Origin of the sequence: Paenibacillus dendrobii, from assembly GCF_009807035.1 — a bacterium.
Classification (GTDB): Bacteria; Bacillota; Bacilli; order Paenibacillales; family Paenibacillaceae; genus Paenibacillus_AQ; species Paenibacillus_AQ dendrobii.
Window position 1 is genome coordinate 2,735,091 of record NZ_WUBI01000001.1, and the last position, 16,284, is coordinate 2,751,374.

Annotated in this window: 17 protein-coding genes; 1 reads left to right on the top strand and 16 read right to left on the bottom strand. The window is 40.0% G+C overall.

What is annotated here, in order from left to right:
* Window positions 1–331: 331 nt before the first annotated feature.
* On the bottom strand, window positions 332–895 hold the full coding sequence (locus GRF59_RS11965; RefSeq protein WP_160497767.1) for a histidine phosphatase family protein: 564 nt from the start codon (window positions 893–895) through the stop codon (window positions 332–334).
* Window positions 896–1,233: 338 nt separating this feature from the next.
* Here GRF59_RS11965 and GRF59_RS11970 point away from each other — a divergent pair, with 338 nt between their 5' ends.
* Complete coding sequence (locus GRF59_RS11970; RefSeq protein WP_160497768.1) at window positions 1,234–1,686, top strand: VOC family protein; 453 nt, start codon at window positions 1,234–1,236, stop codon at window positions 1,684–1,686.
* Between the two features lie 311 nt (window positions 1,687–1,997).
* Here the strand turns inward: GRF59_RS11970 and GRF59_RS11975 are convergent, their stop codons facing one another.
* From GRF59_RS11975 to GRF59_RS12045, 15 genes are all read right to left on the bottom strand, one after another.
* Window positions 1,998–2,411 (bottom strand): NUDIX hydrolase, encoded by a 414-nt coding sequence (locus tag GRF59_RS11975; RefSeq protein ID WP_237391727.1) that lies wholly within the window; start codon window positions 2,409–2,411, stop codon window positions 1,998–2,000.
* Window positions 2,412–2,574: 163 nt separating this feature from the next.
* Window positions 2,575–3,450, bottom strand: coding sequence for a serine hydrolase domain-containing protein (locus GRF59_RS11980; protein ID WP_202128547.1), 876 nt, complete (start codon window positions 3,448–3,450; stop codon window positions 2,575–2,577).
* A 213-nt stretch (window positions 3,451–3,663) separates the two neighbouring features.
* The gene (locus tag GRF59_RS11985; protein WP_160497769.1) at window positions 3,664–4,062 is read right to left on the bottom strand and encodes a hypothetical protein; all 399 of its coding nucleotides are present in this window, start codon (window positions 4,060–4,062) and stop codon (window positions 3,664–3,666) included.
* A 450-nt stretch (window positions 4,063–4,512) separates the two neighbouring features.
* Complete coding sequence (locus GRF59_RS11990) at window positions 4,513–4,902, bottom strand: hypothetical protein (RefSeq protein WP_160497770.1); 390 nt, start codon at window positions 4,900–4,902, stop codon at window positions 4,513–4,515.
* A gap of 116 nt (window positions 4,903–5,018) precedes the next feature.
* Complete coding sequence (locus tag GRF59_RS11995; RefSeq protein WP_160497771.1) at window positions 5,019–5,207, bottom strand: GrpB family protein; 189 nt, start codon at window positions 5,205–5,207, stop codon at window positions 5,019–5,021.
* Window positions 5,208–5,440: 233 nt separating this feature from the next.
* Window positions 5,441–6,001: a GNAT family N-acetyltransferase gene (locus GRF59_RS12000; protein WP_160497772.1), complete on the bottom strand. Its 561-nt coding sequence runs from the start codon at window positions 5,999–6,001 to the stop codon at window positions 5,441–5,443.
* 215 nt (window positions 6,002–6,216) lie between these two features.
* The gene (locus GRF59_RS30135) at window positions 6,217–7,302 is read right to left on the bottom strand and encodes a Shedu anti-phage system protein SduA domain-containing protein (RefSeq protein ID WP_160497773.1); all 1,086 of its coding nucleotides are present in this window, start codon (window positions 7,300–7,302) and stop codon (window positions 6,217–6,219) included.
* Window positions 7,303–7,885: 583 nt separating this feature from the next.
* Window positions 7,886–8,653: a nucleotidyltransferase domain-containing protein gene (locus GRF59_RS12010; protein ID WP_160497774.1), complete on the bottom strand. Its 768-nt coding sequence runs from the start codon at window positions 8,651–8,653 to the stop codon at window positions 7,886–7,888.
* Between the two features lie 475 nt (window positions 8,654–9,128).
* Entirely contained in the window at window positions 9,129–10,232 is a 1,104-nt protein-coding gene (locus GRF59_RS12015; RefSeq protein WP_160497775.1) for a GTP pyrophosphokinase, read from the bottom strand.
* 202 nt (window positions 10,233–10,434) lie between these two features.
* A complete protein-coding gene (locus GRF59_RS12020) occupies window positions 10,435–11,307 on the bottom strand; it encodes a hypothetical protein (RefSeq protein WP_202128548.1) in 873 nt (290 codons plus the stop codon).
* Window positions 11,308–11,463: 156 nt separating this feature from the next.
* Window positions 11,464–11,943, bottom strand: a complete 480-nt coding sequence (locus tag GRF59_RS12025) for a tyrosine-type recombinase/integrase (protein WP_160498250.1) — start codon at window positions 11,941–11,943, stop codon at window positions 11,464–11,466.
* Window positions 11,944–12,072: 129 nt separating this feature from the next.
* Window positions 12,073–13,602 carry a copper amine oxidase N-terminal domain-containing protein gene (locus GRF59_RS12030; protein ID WP_160497776.1) on the bottom strand — a complete coding sequence of 510 codons (1,530 nt, stop codon included), beginning with the start codon at window positions 13,600–13,602 and terminating at the stop codon, window positions 12,073–12,075.
* Between the two features lie 267 nt (window positions 13,603–13,869).
* The gene (locus tag GRF59_RS12035; protein WP_160497777.1) at window positions 13,870–14,379 is read right to left on the bottom strand and encodes a GNAT family N-acetyltransferase; all 510 of its coding nucleotides are present in this window, start codon (window positions 14,377–14,379) and stop codon (window positions 13,870–13,872) included.
* A gap of 235 nt (window positions 14,380–14,614) precedes the next feature.
* The gene (locus GRF59_RS12040; protein ID WP_160497778.1) at window positions 14,615–15,166 is read right to left on the bottom strand and encodes a DUF2569 family protein; all 552 of its coding nucleotides are present in this window, start codon (window positions 15,164–15,166) and stop codon (window positions 14,615–14,617) included.
* 72 nt (window positions 15,167–15,238) lie between these two features.
* Complete coding sequence (locus GRF59_RS12045; RefSeq protein WP_160497779.1) at window positions 15,239–16,084, bottom strand: SDR family oxidoreductase; 846 nt, start codon at window positions 16,082–16,084, stop codon at window positions 15,239–15,241.
* Window positions 16,085–16,284: the final 200 nt, after the last annotated feature.

Sequence of the window (16,284 nt, forward strand, 5' to 3'; positions counted from 1 at the left end):
AGACTACAGTTCACAATTATAATTATAACTACTCTCAGACATTAATTAGTAACGATCGGTGTGTATTCCCCATTAAAACAGTAACGATAGCCGTTGTCTATTCGAATATATCCAAGAATACAATTTCCTCTGTCTCTGTAAAAAACACTGGAGTAGTTTTCATTGTCTTTATTACCTTCTGCAACAAATAATTTGTTTCCCTCACAAACCAAAACAATTCCAATATGATCGCTGAATTCACTTCCTTGAAGTTCCTCGGGCAGACCAACGGAGCGGAGCGAATGCAACGTGAACGGTGTTATCAGATGTTCATACCTTCTCTGAAATCGGGTTACAAAGTTCTTCTAAATACTCCTGCTTCTCCTAAAAAATCTTTTCTAGTTAACTCTTGTTCTCCTAATAAAATGCGGTAATTTGTAATAGTACCATCATGAGAAATAATAAAAATCCGGTTACCTTTTTCTTTAATCCAAGCTAACAATCGATGGGCATAATCTTCAAAAGTATTTGGATCTATTCTATTAATTCCTTCTCCCCAGCAGTCTAATTCAAAATCTAAGATTTCAATTCCTAGGTAATATTTAATAATATCTTCTTTACAATAAATCTGATCACATATTAAAAATGGTAAATTTGGATTCTGCGGAAACATTCGCGGACCAACAAAAGGAGTAATAATGAAGTTATTATCTTTTCGAAGGATTTGTGCAGTTTCAATTGTTCGTTTAGTTGGGCTTACGAGAAATAAGTCATTCGTTGTAAATGCAGATTCTTCAGCGAGTTGATTAATTTGCATCTTCCCGTATGGAGTTAATCCAGGATGTAGTGTATTTAATTGGTTTGGATAATCTATTAAATGTTCCCCATGACCGTGACGTATAAAAATCAACTCCACTAAATTGACCCCCGCTTCTAAAATTATGGTTGCATGAATTTCCGATAACTTTGGGTATTCACAAATTCGAGAACCTTAAGGCTCCGGAGGAGCCGGCCGCGACTGCGGTTAGGTTCAGAGAGTTGTCATCTGATCCAATTTCATCGAAATCCTTCGGGCGGACCGAGCCGCAAAGCAGAAATGCGTGAGTACAGTGTTATATAACATACCCGGAAATCCATTTCACATCTTCCTATACTATGACTTCTTATTATTGTAAATAATTGTTACAAAGCATTATTATTAAAATAATATCGAAGATGATCAGGTAGTAAATTTGTACACGAGGAGATAAAACTATGGAAAAAAACAAATTACTAAGAATGGACAATGTCGGCATCGTTGTAGAATCCCTTGAAGACGCAATCTCTTTCTTCGAGGAGATTGGCTTGATCCTCGAAGGGCGAGCCAATGTTGAAGGTGAATGGGCTGGTCGTGTAACCGGACTAGGTTCTCAGTGCGTAGAGATTGCTATGATGGTTACCCCAGATGGCCACAGCCGACTTGAACTTTCGAGATTTCTCACCCCACCTACGATATCAGATCATCGGACTGCTCCTGTAAACTCCCTCGGTTATCTACGAGTCATGTTTACAGTTCAAAACATTGATGAAATGGTATCCAGACTCAGTAAGTATGGTGTTCAGCTCGTTGGCGAAGTGGTTCAGTACGAGGACTCGTATCGGCTCTGCTACATTCGTGGAATCGAAGGACTTCTAATCGGTTTGGCGGAACAACTCGGTAACAAATAAGTAAGTGACGGTTATAGTAAGACTTCACTGAAATATACATTATTAGAGTAAAAATAGAAACAGTAAGGCAGTGTGAAAAAGTAACTCGAAGAAGCCGGGTACGTCATATAACGTTATTGTATTTACAAACTCGAGAGGCTTAAGGGAGCTCCAGCGACCGGGTCCAACAGACTTAGCCTCGCAGGTTGTGAACTGAATGAGCTTCTCTGCATACCTCATGTTGCCAACTAAGGGCGCAGCCCGCAGCGTAGATATGGTGTTATGTGATGGTCCGGCCATCTTTGAATCAATATCAAAAAGCTAAAACCAAATTATCTATATACTCCCGTTCTCTTATTAACAAAATCATTAAATGCATCATTATGTTGTTGATTAAATAATTCTGGCACTTCATCTTTATTAAAAAATTTAAGTTCTGTACTTTCTTCATTCTCCTTAATTATTTCTCCACCAGAAATATTGCCTTTATAGACAAATGCAATTGATTGCGCTTGATCTCCATTGGGATATTCATCAAAATACTTACTATAAATCCCGATTAGTTCTTCGATATTAATTCTTAATCCTGTTTCTTCTACTTCCCTTTTTGCCGTTTCATCTGCGGATTCACCAATTTCCATAGCCCCACCTGGAAATCCCCATGCATCTTTATCTCTTCTTCGCTGCAATAAAATTTGTCCTTCTTCATTAGTTATTATTGCTCCAGCAAAATTAAGAATTATCATTTCGCTATCAACCTTGCTTCTAATTCACTTTATATAATCCATCGTTTTCCCCCTCTCTTATGAAAAGACTTGATGAATTTCAAATATCTTTTGCCGCTCTTCACATAACGTTCTTGCATTTCCGAACCATTCGTTAGCCTTCTTGAATAAACTGACCAAGCTTTTAATCATTTAATATATAATTCTGAAAATATTGTTTTGGACTTGAACTATCATCTGTGAAATTACTTGTAAACACTGTGACTAGTCCCTTCTCTTGATTAATAAAAATATATTGTCCTCCCCTGCCTGCAGCATAATATGTCTTACCTGTCTCATAGTCTACAGAATTATGATTCATTATCCACCAATGATATCCATAAGACGATTTATCTGTTGTTGAAATAAGATTTGTTGATTTTTCAATCCATTCAGCAGGGATTAGTTGCTTTGAATTCCATTCCCCTTTTTGTAAATATAATCTCCCAAATTTCAACATATCTTCCACCTTCAATATCAAACCAAAACCACCTATTGAAACTCCTTGAGCATCATGATACCAATTAAAATTTTGAATACCTAACGGAAGAAATAAGTTCTTTTTCGCAATATTCGTAGTGCTCGTTTGGGTTGCCTTCTGCAATATTGCGCTTAGTAAATGTGAATTGCCACAACTATATTTCATTTGCGTTCCAGGTTCTGATTCAACAGGTTGTTCAAGTATGAACTTTACCCAATTCTTTGTTGGAATCATCGCTGCATTACCAGACCACCTCAAACCCGAGGACATCATTAATAGGTGTCTTATAGTAATTCCTTTCTTTGTATCTTCAATTCCGCTAAAATAATTCGAAATTGGAACATCCTCATTCTCGATATCCCCTTGCTGAATTGCAATTCCATATAATGCAGATATAATGCTCTTTGTTATTGAATATACTTTGTATTGTTTGTCTTTAATTTTCCAATTTTTATAGTACTCAAATACAACCGAGTTCTCTTTATATATAACACAGCTTTCAATTTTTTCTTTCTTTATCGCTCTTGTTAGTTCATTCAAGTTAATAATGATACCTATCTTTCAGTTTAATGATTATTGCGTGCCTTTCAGATAACGTTTCCGTGTTCACGATTTCCCACCGACTTAAGTGAACGAGCGGCCGCGATGCGGTTGGTCGGTGTGGATGTGTCCCGGCAACAGCTTCCTCGCCTTATCTTCCGGGACCGAGACGGCTTGTCCACCGATGCGTGAATATGGTGTTATACAATGGATTTAGCCCTCTTTGAGTAACTGCCAAGATTTCTTTGTCTCTGAATATTCTATAAATATCTTGTAATCTTTGATTTCTTCACGAAAATTATATACCCTATCCATATCTGTATGATGACCTATTCCTGTTAATGGGACCTTTACTTTAACTCTAGTCTTCACTATTCTACTCAGATCAATAAATAAGCCTTCACGAGTTGATTCTAAAAGTACTGAAGTTATTTCATCAGGCAACTCGGTAAAGGTTCTGCGTGTTATTACTTCTAATTTCGATATAATCACATTCGATAATAGGGATTTATAGTCTCTTAAATCTTCTACAAAGAGTTTATTAAACCATCCATCATCATGTGAATGATAAGCAAATCTATTCATAGGTATTCTATTCAATGGTTTCGCCATATGAGAAAAAAATAACAATTCCGATATCTCTTTATTACTTAACTTATTAATATAGTCCACATTCTCGATGTCGACCCAACAAAAGTTCCCGTAACCATATACATCATCATTGATTAGTTCATCAATTTCGTTGGTTGTTACATATTTAAAGTTGGAGTGCTGATTCCACAGCGCATGATTGAATTGATAGGCGAACGAAGTGAGCGGCCGCGATGCGATTAGTCGGTGCGGATGTGCGGAATACCAATAATGTCTTGCCCTGCAAACCTTTCTGCAAAATCAGCCAACTGATGGCGTCTATCTTCAGTGATTCTGTTTATCGTTCCCGTATTAACGTTGGACTCCGTTTCTACATGCTCCCCCGGAATCCTCAATTCAATAAATACATGTTGCAGTCTATTATCTCAATATTGGATAATTTGTTACCTGAACTCTGATAGTACATCTGCATCAGAATAGCATCTTTAATAATTTCATCGTATGGGTCATGAAATCGATATTTATCTTCTTGATAAAAGATCGATCGAGTATGACAGACAGCTCTTCGTCGTTAAAGAGTTGGGTGCTACGTAATATCGGTCTTACAGTATTTGCACTGTTTGGACCAGGGAAGTCTTTGATTCCGGTTTTATAGAAATAAAAACCGTGGAGAAACCCCGTGATCGCAGTAATTTCTGAATCTTGTCCTCTTCTCATAGCAAGAAAAGAAGCAAAATAAGAAACTTCGAAAAGATGAACCCAAGCTTCCCGTTTCTTGGAGCTAATCTCTCTAGCAGAAAGCATTTCATGAACAAGACCACGAACAGTGTCAAGCCGCTTAAACTTCTTCCCAGAAATCAAACTTTCGCCTCTCCCTAGGTTCGTTATCTTAAACCGACAAATAATAAATTTGCTTTTATTTTATGTTTTTACGCTGATTTCCTATAACGTTCTTGTATTCACGACGTCCCACTGACTTAAGGCGACGAAGTCGCCGGGCGCGATGCGCTTGGCTTTGCCACCATTCCTTCAATCGCTGTACTTCCTATATGTTCAAATTCAACTGATGGATCAAATATTGTTCTAAGAATCTGTTCTTCTATCAGATAAATATCTTTCCATCTTTCTTTAAATGGAGAAAGGTGGATACTTTCGTCAATAACCATGAGTCCACGTCCTTTAGCACTTAAGAGATTTCGTCTAACGTTCCAGCATTCACGATATCCCAGCGCCTTAAGGTCCGTATGGACGGCTGCCGCTTGCGGCAGTTAGGCGGTGAGATGTGTACGGTGAATCCGCTTCCTTGAAATGCCTCTCCCGCACCCAGGGCTGTGCTTGTCTCGGACCGCAGCGTTGAATGCGATGTTATGTGTTGTCCCCGCCTTCTACGAATTATCATTCACAATGTCTTAAGAAAAAGCCCCATACCTATTAAATCAATATATTCATTATCATTGAGCTTGACCTGATTCTTTAATAGACTCTCTTCGACAAATCCGATCTTCTTATATAATTCAATAGCACGATGGTTATTCGAAAACACTTCTAAATTAATCTTCTCGATCTTCTCATTTCTTAATGCCCATTCAATTAATGAATGAAGTAAAGCCCTGCCGATTCCACTTCCTCGATATTCTCTCCGAACACTCATACCAAAACTACCTATATGCTCTAATCGACGTTTATGACCACAGTGAAAATCTAATGTTCCGACCACCTCTCCTTTATGCATCGCTATTAAGATTAAGTTATTTAATTTCTGTTGAATATTCTCAATCCATTCTTGTTCTTGCTCAATTGTTAATTTGAATTCATCAGGTGTTGTAAGTAAATATGGCTCTGTGTTAATGATTTCCTGATTGAAATTCAAAACCTCTTTGGCATCTTCTCCATTTGCTGATCGTATGATAATGTCTCGGTTAACTGTATCAACAAATTTTGCTTCTTTGAAAAAAACCATTATTCTTCATTCCTTTGAATTTATATAATATGTTTTACGGGAATTGTATATAACGTTCTTGTGTTCCTGACGTCGATTCCCCTTAGATAACTCTTATCTTAGGGGAATCAATGTGTCTGCCTGAATCTTCTTCATGGAAATCCTTCGCGCAGACCGAGCGGCGACAGCCGCGAAGCAGGAACACGTTGTTAGACGATGACTTCCTCTTCTTTGATTTACAATAACAAGTCTTTTAATAAATTTACTTTTTCAAATAACTCATCATATGTTATTATCTCAATCGATCTTAATTCTGATCTAAATAATTCAAAGTTTTGTTTCTCAGAATCGTTAAGACTGTCCAATGCTCCAATAAGCAAAATACATTTTGGATTCAAAGCATGAAATACAGTTTTTGAATTGTACCGATTCACAAAAAACTCCTTTTGCAACCGATCTTTATAGTGTAATAATTGATTAAGAGAACCTGACAAATCAGCAGACATTGAAAAAACACCACTTCTATACTCTTGACCGATTAGCTTTGTTAAAGGAGTTTTGATTTCTATTATAGCTACATTCTCAAATAAGTTGTTTTTGTAAATAAAATCAAGAAGACTGCCGCCCCTATTGCTGAGATCTTTACCTCCAGCATATGCTTTATCTTTGAATAAGATAAATGGTAAAGAAAAGCATTGAGAAAGTACCCAATTATGTTGAATAAAAAATTCATGCCATGTACTTTCCATATTATTCTCTTTGTTCTTATACCAGAAATCCATCACTGTTATGAACTTATCAATACCTTGAAGAGCGTGATGAGTTTTTAAAAATAAACTATTTAGTTTGGGCAATGACTCAATGAAAGCTTCGCCGATTGTATTAGAATTGTTCTCACAAAATTTAATATAGAAGGAAGATCCGTATTCAGATGATATTTCAATAAATTGAGCACTGTCCATAAGACTAACCTGTTTTCTTAATTCATCAATGTAGTATTCATATATCCACTTTATTTGAGTTCGCCATTCATCATCATTATCATCAAAAGAAATCTGAAACTGAACAAAAAAAGCATCAACTTCTTTAGAAAAAATTATACAAAATGCAGGATAAGGTAATTTATCAATTGGTTCTTCTGTATGGTCTCTAAGACAACCCATTAATTCAAAATGAAAATTATTTGGGATGTCTTGATGTCTTATATTGATGATGTCTTTATACTTAAATCCTGGAATATCTCGAAAAACACAATTTTGAAATAGAACACCGTTTAATGAATTATCCCAATCACCAACAATTGTCTTATCATTGATATTCACGAAAGTCCTTTCGCCTTCGATTCTATAGTTCAACATGAAATCTCTCCGATTCATTAATGTTATTAAGTATGTTTTGGAAATTTTCGTCTAACGTTGTTGAATTCTCGACGCCCGACGGAGTCGGGTGTGTCCGGCTGAATCCACTTCCAGGCTTCTCAACTTCGGTCCGGACCGAGCGCGTATGCCCGATGCGTGAATGCGTTGTTAGCCGATGCTTTCTCTTCTTTGAGCTACCCACCACATATGTTCTTGATCTTCATGTGCTCTTACCGATCTTGACCTTCAAATGCTCTTATCCGATCTTGGCCTTCATATGCCCTTATCCGATCTTGACCTTCATATTCCTTTATCCGGTTTTGACCTTCATATGTCCTTATCCGATATTGACCTTAATGCTTATGGCTTTGAGGGTTTAACCATACGTACTTGACCTAGAAAGTTTCGGCTAACGTCTTGTATTGACGAGGTCCTGGCCCCTTAGAGCCGCTGCTTATAGTTACCTAATGCAGTGACGTCCCGACGGGCTTAGGGGGCTGGATGTGGTCACTCACTTCTCAGAGTGACCCCGAGCGTCAATTTGTTGTTAGCCGAAGGAAGTTCTGGAATCAGCCATTGTATTTAAGGCGTTCTCAAAATAGCTATATACTTCATCTGCAATTCCCAGAAACTCTTCAACAAGTACATGACTATCCAAGTAACAAGCATACAGATAATCAACTAAAGCGGAGTCAATCTCGCAATAGTCTAATATGGCATTCTTCATCTTAATAATGTCATCTTGCCATACACCTGTATCTTCTAAAACCAATGAGTATAATGCACGAATTAATCTCTTAGAATAACCTTTAATATATCTAGTTTTCATTGTGTTATCACTAGCATTAGAAAGTAAACTATGTATACGATCTATTTCCTCCTTGGTCTCTGTATTTAAGTCTAAAATGAACTCTGGAGAAGTAATTATCGGTGGCACTTTTTCACCAACGTCATGACCATATATGCAAACACAAATTATCTTAATCCAAAAACCCCACTCATTCGGTTTACTTAATACATCGTCAATCGAGCAAATTATCGTATCAATCTTAGTTAGTATTGGATATTCTTCCAAAAGCCTGTCTTTAATATTTGACAATCTTTCGTAATCAATATCTTTGGGATTTAAACATACAATAGTAAAGTCTGCATCTGACTTAAAAGGTTTAGCAGTTCCTTTTGGAATCGAGCCACACATATAAATGCTATGAATCTTACCTTTAAATTCAGTAAGTATACTATCTTTATACTTTTCAACAAAATCCTTATATTCACTTTGTATTACAATTCTATTTATAACTTTTTCTAATATCATATAGACTCCTCCTAAACATGTAAGAACTTCTTTCGGCTAACGTTGTTGAATTCTCGACGCCCGACGGAGTCGGGTGTGTCCGGCTGAGTCCACTTCCAGGCTTCTCAACTTCGGTCCGGACCAAGGGCGTATGTCCGAAGCGTTAACGCGGTGTTAGCCGATACTTCTTCTTCTTTGAGCTACCCACCCAATATGTTCTTGATCTTCATATGCCCTTATCCGATCTGACCTTCATATGCTCTTATCCGCCCTTGACCTTAGATGCTTCTGGCTTTGAGGGTTTAACCATACGTTCTTGACCTAGGAAGTTTCGGCTAACGTTCAGGTATTCACGACGCTTGGCGTATGCCAAGTGTGTCCGGCAGCCTTCCCTGGAATGCTTCTGCCGGACCGAGGGCGTATGCCCGATGCGTGAATATTATGTTAGACGCCGTACCGACTTCCTTGGTTAATCAAGTTACTCCTTTATTTACTTTTAGTCTTCTGAAAAAAACTCTTCTTCAAAGATATCATCTTCATCATAATCAAAGTCATTCTCGGCAACATGCAATTCGAATTTATCCATAATTGCCTCTATGTCTACACCTAATGAAGATAAGTAATTAACCTCTTTCCGATCTATTCCTGTCCAAGATTTTCTCCAGGCTTTCTCAAAGTACAAGTTTATGTCGTTAATAATCATAATGTACCTTAATAAACCCAAGTAGTTTGTTGGCTTATCTACATATTTATTTATGTCGTCTCCTATTATTCTATCTATATCCGCTAACGTATATATTCCATATAATTTCAATTCATTAACTATCCTTTTACTTCCTTTATTGAAGGTGCGTTCTAATATATTTTTGTCAATAAGTGGTCTGAATTTATTATTCAGATAATTTCTTAAAGAAGTAGTATTGATTGATACATTCAAATCATCATTTTCTACTTTATTCTTAACTTCTTTATCATAAATATTTATTTCCTTTGCTAAGTTATCAAATTCTCTATCAACTAATTCTAAAGTAGCCGCTGCTAAAGAGAACCTTCTCTGAATATCATTTTCCGTAGGTAAATTACCAATAAACTTATAATTTCTATCGTGCGAGATATCTGCCCAAGCATGCTCAAGTATAGTTCTAACTTGTATTTCAAAAGTTAATTCTTTAAACACGCTATATTCTGGCAATCCAAGTCTTTCGTCTGTTAGCTTGGCTACATAGTGGATAGATCTATATCCTACCTTATCATTTCCAAGTTCCTTTGTTTTATCTACACTATGATCAGGATCAATATCAAACAATGGTTTAATTATATCGCAACATTGTAAGACCTCACTTTTAACAAATGTAATAATTCTTATTCCAGCCATATCTTTAATTTCATTTTTGGGATTTTTATATTTTTCTTTACTGGCCTTTTTTGAAAAACTCTCAATGTCTTTTGCTCGGCTTGAAACTGTATAATATGAAATTCCTGAGCTATTTAAAACTTCTCTTATGATTGACTCAACTTTGCTTGCAAGGTTTTTGTATGTAGGTCTTACATTCACATACCATTTAATAATCTCGTCTATATTTTTCTCGCTATTCTCCATTAATGAACCTCCCATTTAATATGAACTTTCTACGGTATTTCGTCTAACGTTTCTGTGTTCCTGACGTTGATTCCCCTTAGATAGCTTTTATCTTAGGGGAATCAATGTGTCTTTCTGAGTTCTCTACATGATAATTCTACAGACAGACCAAGAGGCAACAGCCGCGAAGCAAGAACATATTGTTATATGATGTATCAGCCCCTCAATTATTACTTTCAAGATCTCTGTCATATTTCCAGAATTCAATAAACTTGCTCTTTATTAATTTATCTTGATCTTTCTTTACTCTTTCAATAAGTTTAGTCCTCTGTTGGTCTGACATTGAAACCTGCTTACATTCAAGCATATAATCAAATAAGTCATTAATTATTGGGCTTGCAATATTCTGCGGCATATTGATACTACCTTGAGATAACCCAACCTGTGTCCCTTCCCAATTGTCATTAACAGACGGTTTTAATATTGTACATATTAGTATTCCAGCTAGATTAGAATAAACGTATATTCCACCTGGATTATGATTAATTAATGTATAGCCAAAAACACTTCTTCTAAAAAATACATGAGGTCCATTTTCTACAACTTCTTTATTGTTTGTTTTCTTGATCCTATTAAAGAAAAATATATGATTATCTATGTATCCTAAATCTTCTTTGTTTCCTAATAGGAAATCTTTCATTATTTTTTCAGAACTAATTAAGCACTCTAACTCATCTGGTGAAACTGATTTATTCGAGCTAAATGATCCAATATCAGCTTGTAGATTTCTCCAATTAACAGAAGTGATAAAATAATTCAGCCAGGCATCGTAATTAAACTCTTGAATATTATCTTTCTGAAACCTATGAAAAATATTAGTTGCAAAGTGTGTTTCATTCTTTGAAAATAGATCTTCGCACTTCCCACATAACAATTTCATCTTATCCCCATCTTGCTTCGGGATATTTGGATTATCCAATGGCATCCTAAACCGTCCAGTTGCAGATGTTTTTTTTATATAATCAAATACAAATTTAGGTATTATATGACTTACTTCTAAAGTAGCTTTCTCTCCACATAATTTACATACTTCCATGATTCAACCCCCATTAATAGTTGCTAATATTTCGTATAACATCCATTCTGCGAATGTCGCATTCTCCCCTCTCAGTGGGAGAATTGCGACATTCGCTTTTGTATCTTATAAAGTATGTTATGCGAATCTTCCATTTTATTCAATCTCTTTCATCTCTCATATCCGGTCCAGCGGGCTTTGAATGCGGCGGATACCTCTGATGCTCACGTGGGTATAAATCTCGGTTGTCTTGGAACTTGCATGACCGAGCAGCTCTTGGATATATCGGATATCTGTACCCGCTTCCAAGAGATGAGTCGCAAAAGAATGCCTAAGTGTATGTACCGTCGCGGGTTTTTGAATTCCTGCCTTTTGCACAGCCTTCTCGAATACATGCTGAATGGTTCTCGCCGTAATGGGCCTGCCCTCTGTACCTCCTGGAAATAGCCAGTTTTCTGGTTTTTCGATTCGGATATACTGCTCAAGGAGCTTATATGCTGTTTGCGATAGCAAGGTGTAACGGTCCTTTCTTCCCTTCGCTTGTCGCACATGAATGGTACCGCGCTCTACATCCAGATCATATACCTTCAGGTGAATGGCTTCGCTGATGCGCAGGCCAGCCGAATAAATTAGCGTAAGCACCGCGCGATGCTTGATGTAGAATTCGAATCGTTCTCCCGTTCATCAAACTCCCTCCTTTTATCCAGACCATACACCTCCAGACATAAGAAAAGAGACGGTTTCTCAACCGTCCCCGATTCTTTCCGAACAATTCGCTTTGCTCTATTAGTTTCTAACGATCGTTACGGTTTGTTCGTTGCGATCCCAGTTTCCTTGCGCTCCAAGCGCTTTGGTGATAAAACGCATCGGTACGTAAGCATAACCGTCCATATTTTGAACGGGCTGGGCGAGCGTTTCGTTCACGCCATCGATGGAGGCCAGCTTCGAACCCATTTTCAGGACGATTTTCGATCCCGTCAGGTCATCGGTCAACGTGATTTGCTTGGTGGCATTATCCCATACCAGCTTCGCGTCGAGCTCATCCGCCACATATTTTAGCGGCACCATCATGGTATTGTTGACAACCACAGGTTCAAATCCGGCGTCATACAGCTCGCTGGCATCTTCCTCCGTATACATCGAGAAGGACTTGCTGGTAATGTTCATATCATCCTTCAGCAAACGGTACAGCTCCGATTGGCGATCCAAATGGCGCAGTACCTCGCCTGGCGTGGCTTCGCCCGGATTGACTTCCCAGATTCCTTTGGAGCTGTCCACCGCATGAACCGTTACCGGCTCATTGACTTTCCAAGTTTCGGCTTCGGAATGAACCTTCACTTGTTTGATTGGCAAATCTTCGGATGCAGGCAGCTGCACTGTCAAATCCATGTTTTGCTTACGGATATTGAGCTTGCTGTCGAGCATGAAATCGAGAGAAAGCACGGTGTTTTTGCCCAAAATCTCGCTAAGCTCCGGCGCTTCCTGGAACAGACCATCTACATTCTTATCATAGTCAGGGAGCAGCTCATCCAGTGCGCCCATCAGTTCATTCACGGCTTCATTGATATTCTTTTCTTTCTCTGCATTATCCGGTGCCGCCGTTTCTTCCGGCGCTCCCGCATAGGCTGCAAAGATCGGATAATAGGTATCATACAAGTTGCTGATTAGCTGCTTCACGCCTTCTTTATCCTTAGACACACTTGTCAGGAACCCTTTCGCCAAGCCGACAAGCTCATCCCCGCGAATATCGATATGCAGTTTTTGCAGGGACAACGACTCTCCATTTACTTTCTCGGTCACTGGCGTTACAGAAATGGATGACGGATTCGGCGTGTGCTTCAGCAGGAATCCAAGTACATCCTTATACATTTGAATCAAGCTTTCATTGGTCATGTTCTGACCTACGAATCCAAGATCCAAATCTTCGAGCTCCAGTGGAACGGATATAGGCTGCGTCATGCCTTCAACCGACAGGGTCAGCGCTTTTTTGTCCATAGCCAAATGGAAAGGAAGCTTCTTGCCTTGAAGTTGAACCGACCCTTCCATCGAGGCATTGTTCATGTCCTTCACCGCTGCCTGATCGATGGTCACGGAAAAAGAATTCAGCAAATCGATGGCCTTCTGGTCTTCTTCCGTTAACTTGCCGTCCGTTGGCACCAGCTGCAATGAAAGGGTTTGCTTCGACATGGACGATTTGACATCCAATGTGCTAAGCGCTGCCTTACTGACATCCACGCCGCCAACAGCCTGACAGCCCGCGAGCAACACGAGCAGCAGGGACAACATCACGGCCAGTCCCAATTTTAAACGCTTCATCATTATATTCCTCCTTATGTACCCATGAATAATTTCATTTTACCAGAATATCCCGGAGTTCGCCCGATTGAATATAGTATGCCAGCGCTTGTCTGTTCATGTAAATACAATTTTTCACGAATTTACTCTCAAATTCTCCATGACAGCATTTCCCATAAAAAAAACCAACTCTACGGTCGCCTGCCAACAGGGACACTTCGAGTTGATTTTCTTATGATGGATCATTTACTTTACTGTGGAATCGTCACTAAGAGCGGGCCCTAATCCTCACGCCTCAACCTTTTTACCGATGATCACCAGATCCCGTTCGATGCCATCCAGCTCAGCCACGCCGGGCAGCATCCCCCAATCCTCAAAACCGTACTTGCGCAGGAGCTTGAGGCTTGCGTCATTATGACCGAACACGAAGCCAACTAACCGCTTAATGCCTAGGCCCGGACATGCTGCAAATGCCTTTTCCAGCAAAATGCCGCCTACTCCCTTGCCGCGGCAGGTCTCGGATACGTAGATGCTGATCTCTGCCGTCGCATTGTACGCAGCTCGTCCATAAAAGGATTGGAAACTTAGCCAAGCCAGCGTCTCTCCCTCGGACTTCATCACCCAGAGCGGGCGATGATGGCTGTTATGCTCATCGAACCAGCGCTGCCGGCTCGCCACAGTCACGGGCTCCAGATCCGCCGTCACTTTTCTTCCCTCAATGGTTGAGTTATAAATGTCAACAATAGCCTGCAGATCCTCTGCCTGTGCATCTTCGATCGTATAGTGGTCCAGTTTCATGATGTATGCATTCCTCCTGCGGTGATCCGAGTGGTTTTGTTTTTTATTTTAGTAGAAGAACGCCCGCTGCGCTATCTATAAAAATGGAAACAGGGAGAATTTCAGCCAATCAATCATTACCGAGCACATACTAGAGTGATATGAGCATCAACACATTGCAATAGTTACAGCTTCATGATAGGATCGCGGGCTTCTATTCCGCTTGGCATCCATTTTCTTATGACACTGCATCGACTCATTGAATGAATGTATTTTTTACCCGTTTGGACCGGATCAGATAAGCTACCCAGGCCGAACAGAACAGAAACCGCTTGATCAGCAATCCGGTGTCCATATATTGTTCCTTGTCAGCTCCGGACAAATCTTCATACGTCAAAAAACGCTGAAACATCATATTCGTTCCAATATCGAACAGAACGGTGAGCACAAAATAACAAATCATGATGGGTGGAAACGCCGCTTTCTTCCGGTACATCAGCACCAAAGCGACGACGATCAATCCCATTAGTACAACCGTTGACAGGGATTCCAGTATAAAAACCCCTTTGGCATACGGGTTGTAATAATCGCCTTCCGGCGAAGTTAAGTCACCCCAGTTCTCCTGAGCATAGATTGGAAGCAAACTCCGAAAAAAATAATTCGAAAAATAAGCGAGCGAAAAGTACATATTAATCTGCATAAATCCCAGCCATCCGCCCAGCCCCTTAGGTTGCAGCGGGGGAATAAAGGTCTGTGGTTCTACTTTTACCCCCTCTCGGTTCGTTTCAAGGTTTTCATTTGGATTCACTTGATTGTTCTCTCCATTTGTTTATCGCCTTCATAAGGCATGTGTAGAAGCGTCCTTCTGGTCAAAATAGCATCAACTCTCCGCGATCCCCACCTGCTCGCAGCTCCACTCCCACAGCCGCTTGGCATCCTCTGTGCTATCGGCTTTGGTTGACAGCTTCTGCGGGTTTTTTTTGTAAAAATACTGACCGCTCACCTTCTCCAGCTCGGGTGCAGTGGCGAGATACACGGCAGTCTCCGCGCCCTTTTCCGGAGTCAGGAAGAACGGCTTTAGCATCGCCAGCACCGTTTTGCCAAATCCGGTATCCCGGTTGACGCCGATTTGGGTGCCTACGGCTCCGGGATGAACGCAGTTGGCCGTAACATGCGTACCCTCCAGACGCGAAGCCAGCTCCTTCGTAAACAGGATGTTCGCCAGCTTGGACTGTGCATAGGCTTTGGCCGGGTTGAATCCGCGCTTCAGAAACGGGTCGTCAAAATGAATTTTCCCGGCCTTATAAGCCCCGGAGGCTACCGATACCACTCGCCCTTGCGGTGAAGCAAGCAGTACATCCAGAAGCAAATGGGTCAGCAGAAAATGCCCCAGGTGATTGACCCCAAGATCCATTTCGAAGCCATCCGACGTCTCCTGACGTTTAATCATCACCACACCGGCATTATTAAGGAGCACATCGAGCCTGTCATAGCGCTCCGTAAAAGCCTTGGCAAACTCCCTTATGCTGGTTAAGCTGCCCAAGTCGCAAAGCATCAGCTGAATTTTGTCCGAGCCGCTTTGCCGGATGGCCTCCACCAGAGCCGCCTGACCGCGCTGTTCATTACGGCATACCATCACAACTTCTGCTCCGGTCTTGGCCAGCGCAACAGTAGAAGCCAGCCCCATGCCGGAGTTGGCTCCGGTCACGATCATCATCTTTTCCATATATTGTTCCTCCCGTTCCGCATCCCAGATTGGTATGACGTAACCCCATGATCCTACAAAACATTGCGTTCATTCATCATTCCTATTTGTAATTAAACATTTCGAGAGAAGGAAATCAATTAATTTTTTCCATTTCCATCCTCCATATCCTCTCAGTGAAGTTAATTCTTCTCCAATGATGATTGTAATCATGGAAGCAG

Excerpts from the sequence above, each read along its gene's own strand:
- GRF59_RS11985 (WP_160497769.1), bottom strand. The coding sequence starts at position 4,062 with ATGGCGAAACCATTGAATAGAATACCTATGAATAGATTTGCTTATCAT.
- GRF59_RS12000 (WP_160497772.1), bottom strand. The coding sequence starts at position 6,001 with ATGGTTTTTTTCAAAGAAGCAAAATTTGTTGATACAGTTAACCGAGAC.
- GRF59_RS11995 (WP_160497771.1), bottom strand. The coding sequence starts at position 5,207 with ATGGTTATTGACGAAAGTATCCACCTTTCTCCATTTAAAGAAAGATGG.
- GRF59_RS12010 (WP_160497774.1), bottom strand. The coding sequence starts at position 8,653 with ATGATATTAGAAAAAGTTATAAATAGAATTGTAATACAAAGTGAATAT.
- GRF59_RS12035 (WP_160497777.1), bottom strand. The coding sequence starts at position 14,379 with ATGAAACTGGACCACTATACGATCGAAGATGCACAGGCAGAGGATCTG.
- GRF59_RS12030 (WP_160497776.1), bottom strand. The coding sequence starts at position 13,602 with ATGAAGCGTTTAAAATTGGGACTGGCCGTGATGTTGTCCCTGCTGCTC.
- GRF59_RS11975 (WP_237391727.1), bottom strand. The coding sequence starts at position 2,411 with ATGATAATTCTTAATTTTGCTGGAGCAATAATAACTAATGAAGAAGGA.
- GRF59_RS12045 (WP_160497779.1), bottom strand. The coding sequence starts at position 16,084 with ATGGAAAAGATGATGATCGTGACCGGAGCCAACTCCGGCATGGGGCTG.
- GRF59_RS12020 (WP_202128548.1), bottom strand. The coding sequence starts at position 11,307 with ATGGAAGTATGTAAATTATGTGGAGAGAAAGCTACTTTAGAAGTAAGT.
- GRF59_RS12015 (WP_160497775.1), bottom strand. The coding sequence starts at position 10,232 with ATGGAGAATAGCGAGAAAAATATAGACGAGATTATTAAATGGTATGTG.
- GRF59_RS11970 (WP_160497768.1), top strand. The coding sequence starts at position 1,234 with ATGGAAAAAAACAAATTACTAAGAATGGACAATGTCGGCATCGTTGTA.